The 14,642-nt window shown below is 43.7% G+C and carries 11 protein-coding genes; all 11 read right to left on the bottom strand.

Annotated elements, in window-relative coordinates; translation table 11 throughout:
- Nucleotides 1-320: 320 nt before the first annotated feature.
- Complete coding sequence (locus tag Q0954_RS08970; RefSeq protein WP_299456021.1) at nt 321-2,828, bottom strand: TonB-dependent receptor plug domain-containing protein; 2,508 nt, start codon at nt 2,826-2,828, stop codon at nt 321-323.
- Between the two features lie 192 nt (nt 2,829-3,020).
- Nucleotides 3,021-3,911 carry a FecR family protein gene (locus tag Q0954_RS08965; RefSeq protein WP_299456019.1) on the bottom strand — a complete coding sequence of 297 codons (891 nt, stop codon included), beginning with the start codon at nt 3,909-3,911 and terminating at the stop codon, nt 3,021-3,023.
- Nucleotides 3,901-4,407 carry a sigma-70 family RNA polymerase sigma factor gene (locus tag Q0954_RS08960; protein WP_299456017.1) on the bottom strand — a complete coding sequence of 169 codons (507 nt, stop codon included), beginning with the start codon at nt 4,405-4,407 and terminating at the stop codon, nt 3,901-3,903. Before Q0954_RS08960 ends, Q0954_RS08965 begins: the two co-directional genes overlap by 11 nt.
- 303 nt (nt 4,408-4,710) lie before the next feature.
- Complete coding sequence (locus Q0954_RS08955; RefSeq protein WP_299456016.1) at nt 4,711-5,586, bottom strand: hypothetical protein; 876 nt, start codon at nt 5,584-5,586, stop codon at nt 4,711-4,713.
- A gap of 235 nt (nt 5,587-5,821) precedes the next feature.
- Entirely contained in the window at nt 5,822-6,178 is a 357-nt protein-coding gene (locus tag Q0954_RS08950; RefSeq protein ID WP_299456015.1) for a hypothetical protein, read from the bottom strand.
- A 696-nt stretch (nt 6,179-6,874) separates the two neighbouring features.
- Nucleotides 6,875-7,420 (bottom strand): hypothetical protein, encoded by a 546-nt coding sequence (locus tag Q0954_RS08945; RefSeq protein ID WP_299456013.1) that lies wholly within the window; start codon nt 7,418-7,420, stop codon nt 6,875-6,877.
- Between the two features lie 240 nt (nt 7,421-7,660).
- The gene (locus Q0954_RS08940) at nt 7,661-8,206 is read right to left on the bottom strand and encodes a hypothetical protein (RefSeq protein ID WP_299456011.1); all 546 of its coding nucleotides are present in this window, start codon (nt 8,204-8,206) and stop codon (nt 7,661-7,663) included.
- A 306-nt stretch (nt 8,207-8,512) separates the two neighbouring features.
- Nucleotides 8,513-10,051: an acyl-CoA dehydrogenase family protein gene (locus Q0954_RS08935; protein ID WP_299456009.1), complete on the bottom strand. Its 1,539-nt coding sequence runs from the start codon at nt 10,049-10,051 to the stop codon at nt 8,513-8,515.
- Between the two features lie 201 nt (nt 10,052-10,252).
- Nucleotides 10,253-11,431, bottom strand: a complete 1,179-nt coding sequence (locus Q0954_RS08930) for an acyl-CoA dehydrogenase family protein (protein WP_299456008.1) — start codon at nt 11,429-11,431, stop codon at nt 10,253-10,255.
- Between the two features lie 299 nt (nt 11,432-11,730).
- The gene (locus Q0954_RS08925) at nt 11,731-13,407 is read right to left on the bottom strand and encodes an AMP-binding protein (protein WP_299456007.1); all 1,677 of its coding nucleotides are present in this window, start codon (nt 13,405-13,407) and stop codon (nt 11,731-11,733) included.
- Between the two features lie 341 nt (nt 13,408-13,748).
- Nucleotides 13,749-14,564 (bottom strand): SDR family oxidoreductase, encoded by an 816-nt coding sequence (locus Q0954_RS08920; protein ID WP_299456005.1) that lies wholly within the window; start codon nt 14,562-14,564, stop codon nt 13,749-13,751.
- Between the last annotated feature and the right edge of the window lie 78 nt (nt 14,565-14,642).

Here is a 14,642-nt window from a genome sequence, read left to right as displayed (position 1 = left end):
ACAGCTGTAGTTTGTTTCGCCTAAATCTGTTGCACTACGCCGAAACAGCTCAAACTCGCCTGCGGCTCAAACAGTGATCTGTTTAGCCGAAAAGGCAGAGCTCGGCGCAGCAAAGCTGCAGCCTCGGTTTTACGGCTTCGTTTCACAGATTCTTAACGGCAACAAACTAAGGCTGAATCTAGCTGACGCATTCATAAACCAACATTGTAATTCTTGTCAATTAAAACAAAAAAATCACTGCGAAAGGTCAGATTTTAGGTAGGGACAGTTTTTGGCTCAATGATGCCAACAAATGTATTGTACCTAAACGTTTACTTCTCTTAAAACTTTGCATTCAAATACACTGTGGGCGTAAAGGGTATGCCTACGGTATTGACAATGGTGTTGTCGTTGGGCACATTGACCGATTGGTTGAGACGGACGTTGATTTGATTGAAAAAATTAAGTATTGAACAACCTGCCTCAAAGTAGGTATGCTGCCATTGAAAACGGTATTGAAAGGCTATGTCGGTGCGGTGGTACGGCTGAAATACTGATTGGGCACGTTCCAGGGGGCTATTAGAAAAACCCGAACCGTTGACATTGGTCAATGATAAATAAAAGGGGCTGAAGTTGAGCACCACTGCTGCCTTCAATTCGTGTTGCTGGCTTTGAGGGGCAAGCCTGTAGTCAGACGTTTGACCACCTCTATTGAAGCGTTCTTCTACCCGCGCCCACGAATAAGCAAGCCATAGCTCGTGCCGTCGAAAACGTTTTTTAATGTATACATCCAGCCCCAGGCTGCGTGCCTCCAGGGGAAGTTGGGTGGGCGACGCGTTGCGCCGAATCACAAAACGCCTAAAGCCTGAAGACGTTTTGTAGTATCCCTCCAGGCTTGCCTCAAAACCCTTGGTAAGGTAAGCGCCCCCCAGCACATGGTGCACTGCCTCGGTAACAGGTGCATTGACTCCATCGCTTACTTGCCAAATATCGGTTTGGTTGCCAAAAGCATCTATGATGGTGTTTTTTGCCACAAACTGGTAGTATTTGCCCCAACCAAAATGAATATTATAGTGTGCCCCCAGGTCATACCGGGCATTGATGCGCGGCTGCCAATATACCTGGTTGCCAGTAAGTGGCACATCGGCTTTGATGCCTAACTGTAGGTGTAGCCGGGTACTCAGCCGTAGTTGGTCGTGGGCATAAAAAGTAAGGCGAGTTTGCAAGGCACTGGTGTCTTGCAATACCTTGTCTTGATTTTGAGACTTAAGCACTGTTTCGTTGGCTACTACTCCGGCATTGAGCTCTAGCTGATGGATACGCCCCAATGCCCATTGATGGGTGAGCCTGCCCGAATATTCGGCGACTTGGTTGCTCCAGGTAAATGACTTGACTACTTTGGGCTCGGTAGAAAGGTTGGTTTGTAAACTGTGGTTAGAGGTAAGCTCAGGGCTATAGTTGCTTTGCGCAAGTACCAATGTAGAAACGCCCCCTCCCTTGCCCCAATTTTTAATGTACTTGAGCGAGCTACCTATTTGTTCAGAGTGAACATTTACGTCTTCTACCAGGTCTTTTCTTGCCGCCAGGTTGCTTTTAAAAATTCCTTCGGAGTTGTCGCGGCTGGCAATCAAACTGATCTCTAGTTGGTCTTGGTTGGCAAACGATGAGGAAAACTTTAGATGAAGATCGCTATAATCATAATTTGGAATAATGACTTCTTTGTTTTCTACGGGGCTCACCGACAAATCGAGCAATTGGTAGTAAGATTTACGCCCGGCAATTTGTAGAGAGGCGCTGTGGTTGAACAAGGGCACGCTGAGGTAAAGGTTTGCCAGGCGATTGTTGAGGCTAATGTCAGCTGTGGCTTTGTCGCGGTTGCCTGCTTTGGTGTTGATCAGGACTACCCCACCTACCCTATCGCCGTAAGGCACATTATAGCCTCCTTTGTATACCTCTAGGTTTTTTATCATAAAGGGGTTTACTCTGCCAATGTCGTCGTTTACGCCCCAACTGTTAAACATGGTGATGCCATCGTACAACACGTGGTTTTGCCCTGGGTAGGCGCCCCAAATCACAAAATCGCTGGTAGATTCGCCCGAAGCCATAATGCCAGGATAAAGTCTTAAATTGTTGAAAATAAGATCGTTGCTTGCCCCTGGCACCAGCGAATTGCTTAAATCGTTGAACTTGATGCGCCCTGCGTTTTTACCCAAACGTGCCACACATGTTTCGCTGGTGCTGTGGATGGTTACCTCTTGCAAAAGGTCTATTTGGGGCTTAAGCACCAATCGAAGTCGTCCTCCTGGTAACAATAGGGTATCAGCGACTTTATAGCCCAGGTGTTGGCATTTCACGGCTTGGGTTTGCTGGAGGGTTTTGAATGAGAAACGACCGTTTTGGTCGGCTACTACATAGCCTTTATTTAATTGTACAACGCTAAAGGGCAGAGGTTCGAGCGATGTTTGCTCCACCACCTGCCCTTGGTACATGTATTTTTTGGGAGGGTGTTTTTTCTTTGCTATGTGCTTTTTTTGGGGAGGAGGTTTTACCTCGGTTTTGTCTTTTCTGAAAGTATAAACGTCGCTTATTTTGATGAGTTTAAGCCTGCACTTTTTAGCCAATTGCCGCAAAGCTGCCTCCATCGTAGGGAAGCTTTGCTTGATGCTGATGACACAGTTTGCCGAAAGGTGAGCGTTGATAGAAACTTGTACTTTGTAACGGTCGTTGAGGTCGAGCAATACCTCGTTGAGGGGTTGTTGGCTGTAGTTAAGTACCACTGTCTGACCTTGGGCTTTGGCGGCAGCCCATAAAAAAAGCCAACAAATCGGGACGACGATCCTTTTTCTCATATTTGCAAATTAGGCAAGAGCCTTTACCAGGTTCTAGGCTCTAGGTACTAGTTTTTGGGGTTTTACACCTTGCTCTACAAGCAGTTACGGCTTATAAACTTGTTAGTTATTGGTAGTATAGAGTGTAGCATCGGTATCTAAGGACTTACGACTTGTCGCACTAATATGTATCAGTATCCAAGGACTTGCCCCTTACTCCCTATCAAAAACTACATACTCTCCTTTGGATTGCTTTTTAAAGTTTAGCTCAAAGCTATAACATATAATTTGTAGGGCCTCGTCAATGGTTACACTGCGTTTAAAAAGCCCAGTATAATGATATTCATTTACTTTGGCGAATTTGAGGGCAATTTTCACCTTATAATGTCGCTCCAGATCTTCAAATACTTTTGCTAATGGGGTGGTATTGTACACAAATTTTTTGAGACGCCAGGCAAACATTGCTTCTTGCGACTTGGCGTCGTTGGCTTTTTTCAAACCACTGGTTTGCAGCTTGGTATATTCGCCGGGGGTTAATATTACTTGGTTATTCTGGCGATTGCTCACTCTTACTTTGCCGGTTTTGCACAATACCTCATAGGCATTGCCTCGTGCCAATATATTAAAACTGGTGCCTAATACCTGGGTAGTGCCCAAACGGGAGTGTACACTGAATTTTTTTCCTTTTTGCACTTCAAAAAATGCTTCGCCTTCCAGGTTTACTTTACGGCCAAACCGCCACCAATAAGGGGCATACGCTATAGTAGACGCGGCGTTGAGGTGTATTATCGAGCCATCGGGCAAGGTGTGGCTCACAAACTCACCTGCTGCTACCGATACCTGGGTAGTATAAAAGCGGGCGAATAAGCCTAACCCTAATACAAGCAACAAAGATGCTGCTGCACTCAAATATACTAATCGCTGACGCTTGCCTATGCTTCTATTTTTGACAGGTTGGATTGTAGAGGGTGGTTGGGCGTCTATTTTGTCTTGCAGGGCATCCCACACATCGCTTTTAGACCTTGAATAGGACAGTTCTAAGTTAGAAAAAAGTTCTTTTTCCTGCTCTGGAGTCAAATTATGTTCGTTGTTCTTATCTGTCATGATTCAAAATTTTTCTAAGGTCTTTTAATGCCAGATTCATCCGTTTCTCTACAGCTTTGGCACTTACCTCCAGGCGTTGGGCAATCTCTTTGTAGGTAAGGTTTTCCATTCGACTTAGTAAAAAAACTACCCTTTGCTTTTCGGGCAATTGACTCACTGCTTGTTCGTACTTTGTTTTTAGCTCTTCGTAATACATCTGGTCTTCAGTATCGTTTCGCTGACTGGCGCTTACATTTACTTTCAACGAAAACGAGAGTTTGTATTTCTTCTCCGACTTTGATTTTCGGTATTGCGAAATCCACAGCTCGTTGGCTATTTTGTACAGCAAGCCTTTGGTTTGGTTTTGCTGAAAAGCCACTCCCTTTTCCCATACTTTCATAAAAGCTTCCTGGGCAATGTCGGTGGCAAGTTCTCCGTCGCAACACCGGTAGGTAATGTAGTTGCGGACTTCGTCGAACCAACGGTCAAAACAAATTTTAAATTCTTCTTTTGTCAAAGTTAGGAAAGTTTTTAGTTGGGAGCTTATATAGCTTTAAGGAACAAGCAACAAGTTGACGCTGATCTTCCAGTTTCTAAGGTTTTATATCACCCTGATTTTTAGCAGTTTATTAAACCAATAAATGGTAGTTGGTGGTTGAAAGTGTTTAATTCTCTTTTTTTGCATATATGATAGTTTTTGACTGGAGGTTGAAAATTTTTAGTTTAAAAAAGCAAGTCTGGGCATACACCCAGACAAGCTTTGAGGAATTTAGGAATTTTCAAACTATATCACACTATTTGAACTGACTAAATTCGCCACTTATTTGCACGATTGTTTGGCAGCACGCAGTTCTTCTTCATTGTTGATGGTAGCTGTAGTACCGTCGGTGTAGGTAATGTTTACTGGAAAAACCAATGTACCACGTCCTTCAACATCAGGGTTTGCTTCGTGCCAGGCTTTGATCAAGCTGCGATCGCCTTTGCTATTGAGGGTAATGGTAGAGTTGTCGGGCATGGTCACATTTACTGGAAAACTAAATTCAAAACATTTGGTGATTCCACCGCCACAAGTAGCTTTGGCGGCTTGCATTTCGTCTTGGTTGCTAATGGTTTGGGTGGTACCATCTTCAAAGGCAATGTCTACAGGAAACACCAATGTACCACGTTCTTTTAGGTCAGGATTTGCCTCGTGCCAAGCCTTAACCGCGCTCCATCCTTCTTTGTCGGCTACTGTAATATTGCTACCGTCGGGCATAGTAAACGACACTGGGTATACCAATTCAAAGCAGTCTTTGCTACGTGGTTTTTTTCTTCCTTTTTTACCCTTTTTTCCCATTTTGCCTGTCGTTCCGTTCCCTGCTTCCAGTCTTCTTCCGTTGAGGTCAAAATAAGCTTCCGACTCTTCGCCCGCATCGGCTCCTCTTGAGCGTCGCATAGTTACCTGGTAACCCAAATCAGGCGCCAATTGAGCCGTGGCTACGTAACTCTCGCTCTGAGAACAATCGTGGCTTACTTCTGATTGCGAACTGGTGGGCAGTGCCTCGGTGCTGATGGTTTGTTTGTCTACAGCCAATTGGATAGAGCTAATCAACTCATCATCGCCTGAAGTATTAGGGGTCACACTGTCTTGCTGTTTACAAGAATAAAAAAAGCTTACGACTAATAAGAAAGTAAATACTGATTTTAATGTCTTCATGTTTTTTCTTTATTGATTTTCAATGTTTACTTCTACACCGCATAAACCTTCCGACACCCTACTTTTTTTTCAAAAAAACTTTTACTTTTTCATTAAAACAGCTTTTACAAAAACATAACTCACTGAAAAACAACACATTATCAATCAATTTTTTTTACAAAAAAATCGGCAACGTAGTCACGTTGCCGATGATAAAATCATTGTGGGCTGGCTAGGTACACCCTACCAACCAATACTAACGCACAATAATGGTTTTGGTAATAAAAGCGCCCCCAGCAAAAAAACGTATGGTATACGTTCCCGAATCGGGTGGAGTAAACTCATATATTTTGTCAAGGGGGGTAATCACTTGGGTACAAACAGTATTGGGGTCTGATGGGTAACGCACGTATACTTTTACATCTAAAGTAGTTTTGTTTTCGCTCCAGGTCTCTTCAAATCGGCTAAATTCGCCACAACCATTATTTGCCACAAAACGCAGCTTTACCGATGCTTTATCGCCTTGGTTGATTGTACTAAACGCTACTTGGGCTGATTGTACTCCAGAAATTTTTTCAATATAACTGTCTTCCTCTTTTTTCTTACAACTCATGCATGAGATCGTTACTAAAAGTAGAATTATTAAGGGTTTGAACATCATTTGTTTGTGTTTGGTTAAGGTTCACTAAGTATTTGACAGCCCCTACGCATACTCACCCTAGGTTTGTGACATTGTTTTTGTAGCAAAGGAATTGAAAAAAATCATCAAAAATTGTATAAAAATGGAGACAGAAAGGCACTTTTTATTCGTACTGAAAACAAGCCATTTCCAACGGTTTCTTCTTGATTTTGCATTGGCAAAATCAAGAAGAAATTATGTACAAGTGATGATCAATTGATGATGAATTAAGACAGGATACCACGCCTAAAAATTGTACTTTGATAAGAAACAATTTTAGCTCATTTTTTTAGTATTTTTTGTATCGGGGATGGGTAAGCATTCTAAGTAGGATTGTAAAGTTGGGCGAAACACTTTTTTTATACCATAATCCACGAGGTTTTGTGTTTTATCTAGCAGTTGCTCATACTCTCTCCAAAACTCATCACTGCTACTTGGTAAGTATGTTTTCCATCACCGATTGGCTTGTTGTTCTTGTGAGGTAAGTGGTTCCATTTGATCTTTATTAATTTGGTTTAAACAACAATAAATATTTTAAAGAGGAGGTATACGCTATAAAGGAGTCAGCCGAAGAAAAACCTACCTTAGCCCACAGCTGCTCAGCTGGTGGTTGTTCGTGCACAAGTTCTTTTAATTTTTATAACGGGAATGGCTGTTATTGTTTACTATCAACGGAATAGCCTGTTGATCCAACCAAGTAGAAAGATGTTGATGGGCTCGTTTTGAAATGCTATAGCTTATATCATAATTTTTATGATCCAGGGTTTTTACTACTAATAGATGACTCCCCAAACCATCATATTTTCTAATGCTTACCGAAACCACCTTACTCCAAGCTATATAATGAGTGGTTGCCAAAAAGGATTTGCTTAAATAAACGCCTGAAGGTTTGAGCGAAAATATAGGCAGCCTAAACAACAAGCTTATTGGCAAAAACACAAATAAAAAAATACCACATACAAGCATTACCTGATAGCCCAATTGGTCGGCATTGGGAGCAGGCTTTTCCAGTATACTAAAAACGAGGGTAAAAATGCCCCCCAGTATAACGAAAAGTATTCTAAATAAATGAATCTCTAAACGAGGGTAAAAGTTGTATGCTTTTTTATTAATGCCAGCATTGGAGACTTTTTTCGCTGTTTTAGCAAGGGTCTTGTTTGCATTGTTTTTTACCAAGGCAACGGGTTGTTACAACAACGCCTCATACTTTGCCCAAAAATTCTCTTCGTTTGCCTTGCCCGGTTGGTAGCTTGCCCATAGCTGCTCAGCTGATGGTTTTTGAGGGGTAGCATTCTTCATATTTATACAGTGTTTTAAATATACACTCCACCACCCATAAACAATAGGTTAAATTGGTATTTGATGGTCGTTCGTGCACAAGTGCTTTCTTGGTACAATCAGTCGAATCAATTATTTCTATTCTTTTGGCGCATTCTTATTCATACATTGCTTTATGTCTTTCCACAAATGGGTGCGTTGGGTTCGCGACAAAGCAGCCCTGATATTTGCCCTTCCTTGATCAGTGACCACTCTCAAATAATAGCCTTTTCCTTCCTCCGATAACTCTATTGATTGTATGGCTGTCCAAGCAATTTTCTGATACGCTACTTTTGCTTTGTATACCATTATCCCTTCATCATCAAGTTGAAAAACATGGTCGTTCCAACGTACGTATAGCCAAGCCCAAAACAGGTATGTCACCAATAACAACAGCCCTGTAAGTGTGAGCAAAGAAACCAGGCATATAATAGACAATACTAAAAAAAATCCTAAAACCCTGGGAAACCATAAAAGTTTTAAAGAGGAGGTGTACAGCCTGAAGGGGCGAGTCGTGTTCTTTGCTTTTTGGTTTGCCAACAATTGCTCATATTTTAGCCAAAACTTCTGGGAGTGCTTGTGCGAATAAGTGCTCCAGAGTTGTTGGGCTTCTTTTTCTATCAAAGGTGGGGGTAAGTTTTGCATACAATGGGTATGTTAGAGGGTAAAACATTAGGGGTATTTGTCCAATATTTGAAAGGTAGGCTATTTTCATCTTATTTTATTATTTGATCACTACTGGTTTGTATACGGTATTTTGCCCCAAAAAGTGACAGTCTACAAATACTTTTGGCTTGTAACAACAGGAGGGGCTTTGCTCACCCTCATTCATCGGGTTGCTTGAATATTTATTTTTTATAAAAACAAAAAACCGCTGCCTCAAAAAAGGCAACGGCTCATATCATCAATTAGCTTTGCTAACCATAAAACCATTAAGCAATTATTAATTCCCTACCCAAACAAAGACTGCAGCTTCATTGCCACACCCATGTCTCCATCTATTTGCATTTGCCCGCTCATGACGGCATTCATTGGGTTGAGCTTGCCCTGCATCAACGCCTGAAAATCGGCAAAAGACACACTCACGGTACAATCTGCATCGCTGTCGTCTGTTGATACGGTATTAGCAGCCCCAGTGCCGTCAATAAATAATTGTTCGGCACCAAAGTTAAATTTGACCGTGTTGCCCAACGCCGACACTTTTTCTACTTGGCTCTGAATCACTGGCAGCATCTCGGCAGCAGAGCCTACGCTCTCTTCTTTGGCAGGAGCAGCTGGTGCACTGCCATTGCTTGCTTTTTTGGCTTTGGGTGGGGCATAATCGGTTTGTGCCGACTTGTAGCCCACGCTGTCTATCACTATTTTGGCAATGATCTCACGCATAATTTCTGACGAACCACCTCCAATGGTGCCCACGCGTACGTCGCGGTACATACGCGCCAAGGGATAGTCTTCCATAAAACCATACCCACCAAAAAACTGCAAACACTTGGTAGCCACTTCTTCTGCCTTTTCGGTCACCAATAGTTTAGCCATCGAACACTGTTTTACGTCGTACACCCCATCGGCATATAGCTGGCAACAGTAGTAACTAAAGGCTTTTAGTGCGGTTACTTCTGCCGACATTTGGGCAATGCGGTGGCGTAATACCTGAAACTTGTTGATGGGGCGGCCAAATGCCTGACGCTCTGACATATACTGCAGTGATACTTCTATGGCGTTTTCCATGGCCGAAACCGCCGCAGGCACTGCACACAAACGCTCAAGCTGCAGCCCATTCATCAGATAATAAAAACCTTGTCCTTCTTGCCCAATCAGGTTGCTGGCGGGCACTTTTACATCGGCAAAGCTCAACTCGGCAGTATCGGAACAATGCCAGCCTAGTTTTTTGAGTTTGGTAGCGGTTACTCCTTCAGCGTTGCGGTCTATGACCAACATGCTCACCCCGGCAGAGCCAGCTTCGGGGTTAGTTTTTACCACAGTAACAAGAAAATCGCCGTATACTCCGTTGGTAATAAAGGTTTTAGACCCATTGACAATGTAATGGTCACCTTCACGCACGGCACGGGTTTGAATGTTGGCGGCATCAGACCCTGCTCCTGGTTCGGAGATAGCAATGCAAGACACCAAGTCGCCAGAGATAATGCCAGGCAAGTATTTTTTCTTGAGTTCATCGGAGCCATACTTGAGTATATAGGGTGACGACATATATTGGGTTACCTGTTGGGTAATGGCAAAGCCGCCCGAATTGAGCCTGCCTATTTCTTCGTTGAAAACCACATCATAGAAAAAGTCTAGCCCTGAACCTCCGTATTCTTCGGGGTAACCCAAGCCCAGGTAGCCTTGTTCGCCCATTTTTTTCCAGATGTCGCGTGGAGTACGCCGTTCTTCTTCCCACTGATCTATATAAGGGCGTGCTTCTTTATCTAAAAATGCCCGGAGGCTTTCGCGAAACATTTCGTGTTCTTCGGTAAAGTGATTTGATTTCATATTTCTATTTTTTTTAGCAACAAGAAGCAAGCAACAAGCTTCAAGTTCTTATTGCGATTGATTTTAATTTATATATTATTAGGATTAGGAAACAACCAGTCATAGGCTATCCCTTGATCACTAATTGCGTTTTTATAGCATCTGCGTTAAAGATTTGCTACTACTTATTCAGGCAAAATCAGCATACTTGTAGCCTGTAGCTCATACCTTGAGACTAGTTGCCTTCTCATAAGCCTTGTCATCTATCATCATTTTAGAGATAATTTCGCACATAATTTCAGAGGTACCTCCACCTATAGTACCCAGGCGGCTATCGCGGTACATACGCGCCAGTGGGTAGTCTTCCATAAAACCATAGCCCCCAAACATTTGCAAGCAATCGTATACCACCCGGTCGCTTAGTTGAGTACCCAACAGTTTTGCCATTGCCGCCTCTTTTACTACATAGTCGCCCTGTTGGTAGCGGTCAGCAATGGCGTATATAAACATCCGGTTCATTTCTATCTCGCTTGCCATTTGAGCAACACGATGACGCAACGCTTGAAAACGGTTAATTTTTCGCCCAAAAGCTTCACGCTCGTTCATATACTGAAGGGTAACCTCTAGAGCATAGTCTGCGGTAGCCATTCCACCAATAGCCAACATCAATCGCTCCAAGGCAAAGTGCTGCATAATGTAGTAAAAGCCTTGGTTTTCGCCCCCCAACAAATTGGTCACAGGCACTTTTACATCACTAAACGCAATCTCGCCGGTGTCAGATGCTCTCCAGCCCAGTTTGTTGAGCTTGGTGGCGGTTACGCCTGGCGTATCGCGGTCTATTACCATCATGCTAATGCCCCCCGATTTTGCGTCAGGATTGGTTTTTACTGCTGCTACAATAAAGTCGCTGCTTACCCCATTTGTTATAAAAGTTTTAGAGCCATTGATGATATAATGGTCACCTTCACGCACCGCAGTAGTACGCATGCCTGCCACATCCGACCCTCCAAAAGGTTCGCTAATGGCTAGACAACCAATCAGTTCACCTTTGATGCCAGGCTCCAGGTACTTTTGCTTTTGGGCTTCGTTGCCTTCAGCGTTCATGTGTACCAGGGCAAGCGAGGCGTGGGCGCCTATAGCTGCCCCAAAGCCGCCTGAGTTTATCCGTGCCATTTCTTCGTTAAAAACGATCGAATAAAAATAATCAAGGTCGGTGCCCCCGTGGGCTTCAGGCAAGGCTATGCCCAGGTAGCCCATATCGCCAAAGCGTTTAAATATTTCGCGTGGTATTTCGCCTTTAGCTTCCCATTCATCTATATGAGGGGTTACTTCTTTTGCCAAAAAATCGCGCAGGCTTTGGCGAAACATGTTGTGTTCTTCTGTAAAATAATATGATTTCATTGTTTTTTTTCTTTAGTTATTTCGTTAGTAGTCCTTATTAGGAACTAGGTCTTGGGTACTGGGTACTGGGTTTTACACCTTGCTTCACAAGTAGCTACTACAACTCAGTGTCATAAGTGATTAGTCTGTAGACCTTCAAGCGACAAGCTTGGTCACCATTTTCCGGCTTCTAACTAAAAGTTTATAATCTATTGAAAGTGAGTATACTATGAATTCATTAGATACCTATAGAGCAAGGAGTACCTAGCACCTTATACCTAGTCCCTAGCACCTTGTCGAGGCTAAAAACTACCCCCAACTTACTCCCACACAATCATCTTGCGTCCGTTGAACCATTGTTCATACTTTGTGGCATACCTTTCGTCAATTGCACTTCGACGTATTTTCATCGTAGGCGTCAGTAAATTATTGGCTTCGCTCCAGGTTTCTTGAGTAATCACCAAAGTTGCCAGTTTCTGAAAACCCGGCAAACTTTCGTTTATTTTACTCAAATCTTCCCTTAGCCTTGTTTCTACCTTCTCTTTTTCAATTGCCTGCCCTACTTCCGACAAATTGACCAACACTATAGGGTTGGGCAGTCCTAGTCCAGCTACACACACTTGTTCTATTACATCATTGTTGGCAAGGGCTTCTTCATAAGGGTTAGGCACAATGTATTTACCTTTAGAGGTTTTAAAAGCGTCTTTTACCCTGCCCACTATGTGCAAAAAACCATCTTCATCCATTACCCCCTTATCGCCACTGCTTAGCCACTCGCCCTGGAGCACTTCAGCAGTTTTTTCGGGTTCGTTGTAGTAGCCTGTCATCATGTGAGGCGATTTCATGAGTACTTCGCCGGTGTCGGGGTGTATTTTAATCTCGGCACGTGGAATTACCTTGCCTACGCTACCGGGTCGGTTGCTGTCTTTGGGGGTGTTGGTAATAGAGCCACACACTTCGGTCATTCCATAGGCTTCGCGCAAACGAATCCCTAGTTTTAAAAACCATTGTTTGAGATGTTCGGGAGTAATGGCGGCACCTGTTGCTACTACTTCGACACTGCCCATCCCCAGGGCTTTTCTTATTTTCTTTTTGACAAAACCCGATACAATCGGAATTTTAAGCAGTAAATCCAACCTTTCCTGTGGCATTTTGCTCAATACCCCCATTTGAAACTTAGTCCAGATACGAGGCACCGCAAAAAACACTGTGGGTTGGGTTTGCTGTAGGTTGTGGGCAAAAGTATCTATCGATTCGCCAAACGACATGGTACCACCTACATATAGACAAGAGCCTTCTATGCCTACTCGCTCGCCTACGTGATTGAGCGGCAAAAACGAGAAAAACCGCTGGGCTTTGAGCTTGGCTATGCCTATCCAATTGGTGTCAAACTCAGCTTGAAACACCCGCGCCAGGTTACCATAAGTATGCATCACACCTTTGGGCTGCCCGGTAGTGCCCGAAGTAAATAGTATGGTCCACAAATCGTCTGGGTCAGGTAAAGGATCGCCCTGCATTGGCTCATGATTGTCCACCAAATCAGTCCAGGCTTCTCCCTCTTCAATGCGGGCATTACCCTCATAATGTGGGTACCTGATCACTTTAAGTTCGGATGGCAACACCAAGGATTTATCTTCGTCCCACTCTTCCAGCTTGCCCAAAAACAATGCTTTGATATGGCTTTTTTCTACTACTACCTTGAGTTGATCAGCGGGCAAACTGGCATAAAATGGCACTGAGACAAATCCTCCCATCATGAGCGCCAAATCGGTCAATATCCAGTGGTAACAGTTTTTAGACAATATGCCTACATGGTCGCCTTTTTGCAAACCCATTGCTTGCAAAGCACTGACCATGCGACGAGCTTCTTGCCCTGCTTCAGCATAAGTCAGGGTTTTCCACTGTTTGCCGTAAGGCTGCCGCAAAAAGGGTTGCTGGGCTTTTTGTTTTTCCCAGCGGTAAAAGGCTTCTATGTGGGTTTCAAGGTGATTTTTCATAACTTTTAGTTTTTTTAGTTGTTAGTTGTTAGTTGGGAGTCGGGAGTCGGGAGTTGGGAGTCGGGAGTTCTTGTAGGTTGCAAAGTCCTTGGTACGCTTTAATCGATGGTCGATAGCCTTTCTCATAATTGAAAATTGATAAAGCCGTTTCGCGCTAACTCCTGACTACTAACTCCTGACTACTAACTACTGACTCCCGACTACTAACTCCCGAATAATCGCTTCACGCTAACTCCTGACTACTAACTACCGACTCCCGACTAATCGCTTCACACTAACTCCTGACTACTAACTCCTGACTACTAACTCCCGACTCCCGACTACTAACTCCCGACTAACAACTACCGACTTTTAGTAAACGCCCTCATCAAACGGGTCAGCTTCATGGGGTCACCACCATTGAGGTGTTGGGCACCATCTACATACAAGCTTACCCCACTGATATAGCTTGCCAATGGGCTTGCCAAAAAACAAGTGGTGTGGGCTATTTCGGTGACTGTACCAAACCGCTTGAGGGGCACTGCTGCTCTGGCTTCGCCCAAAATATCCTGCACAGGCTTGGGGTAAGTGTCTAACCCTGAAGATTCTATAGTACCAGGGGCAATGGCATTTACCCTGATGTTATAATCGCCCCATTCTACCGCCAAAGTTTTGGTCATATTTTCTACCCCGGCACGTGCGGCTCCAGTGTGCACCATAGAAGGGAACCCTCTATAAATATTGGCAATGATGTTGATGATACAGCCTTCTTTTTGCGGAATAAAAAAGTGGCGTGCCATCAAACTACTCATGTGAAAGGTGCCGTTTAAATTATTATTAATCACCGCATCCCAACCATTTTCGCTAATGGTTTCGGCAGGTGCCGGAAACTGCCCTCCCGCATTGTTTACCAATATATCGAGCCTGCCATTATCTGCCTTTATTTTTTCCATCAGTGCAGTGCGTTGGTCGCTTTCGCGGATGTCGCAAGCCAGGTAACTACATTCACCATATTGGCTCAGTTCTTCGGCAGCTTGCTTTAGTAAATCTTCTTTGCGTGAAGCAATGACTACCTTGGCGCCTAGCTCTAGCATCATCTGACTAATGGCATAGCCTATGCCGCTACGCCCGCCTGTCACCAATGCTACTTTATCTTTAAATAATTCTTTTTGAAACATTGTTTTAGTTTTTTAGTTGGGAGTCCGTAGTCGGGAGCTTCTACAGGCTGCCATAGGTTTTAGTTTTTTAGTTGGGAG

Origin of the sequence: uncultured Microscilla sp. (genome assembly GCF_947493425.1) — a bacterium.
GTDB lineage: Bacteria > Bacteroidota > Bacteroidia > Cytophagales > Microscillaceae > Microscilla.
Note: the sequence above shows the minus strand (reverse complement) of the source record. Positions and strands in the feature narration are given on the sequence as shown.

Excerpts from the sequence above, each read along its gene's own strand:
- Q0954_RS08970 (WP_299456021.1), bottom strand. The coding sequence starts at position 2,828 with ATGAGAAAAAGGATCGTCGTCCCGATTTGTTGGCTTTTTTTATGGGCT.
- Q0954_RS08965 (WP_299456019.1), bottom strand. The coding sequence starts at position 3,911 with ATGACAGATAAGAACAACGAACATAATTTGACTCCAGAGCAGGAAAAA.
- Q0954_RS08955 (WP_299456016.1), bottom strand. The coding sequence starts at position 5,586 with ATGAAGACATTAAAATCAGTATTTACTTTCTTATTAGTCGTAAGCTTT.
- Q0954_RS08950 (WP_299456015.1), bottom strand. The coding sequence starts at position 6,178 with ATGAGTTGTAAGAAAAAAGAGGAAGACAGTTATATTGAAAAAATTTCT.
- Q0954_RS08940 (WP_299456011.1), bottom strand. The coding sequence starts at position 8,206 with ATGCAAAACTTACCCCCACCTTTGATAGAAAAAGAAGCCCAACAACTC.
- Q0954_RS08935 (WP_299456009.1), bottom strand. The coding sequence starts at position 10,051 with ATGAAATCAAATCACTTTACCGAAGAACACGAAATGTTTCGCGAAAGC.
- Q0954_RS08930 (WP_299456008.1), bottom strand. The coding sequence starts at position 11,431 with ATGAAATCATATTATTTTACAGAAGAACACAACATGTTTCGCCAAAGC.
- Q0954_RS08925 (WP_299456007.1), bottom strand. The coding sequence starts at position 13,407 with ATGAAAAATCACCTTGAAACCCACATAGAAGCCTTTTACCGCTGGGAA.
- Q0954_RS08920 (WP_299456005.1), bottom strand. The coding sequence starts at position 14,564 with ATGTTTCAAAAAGAATTATTTAAAGATAAAGTAGCATTGGTGACAGGC.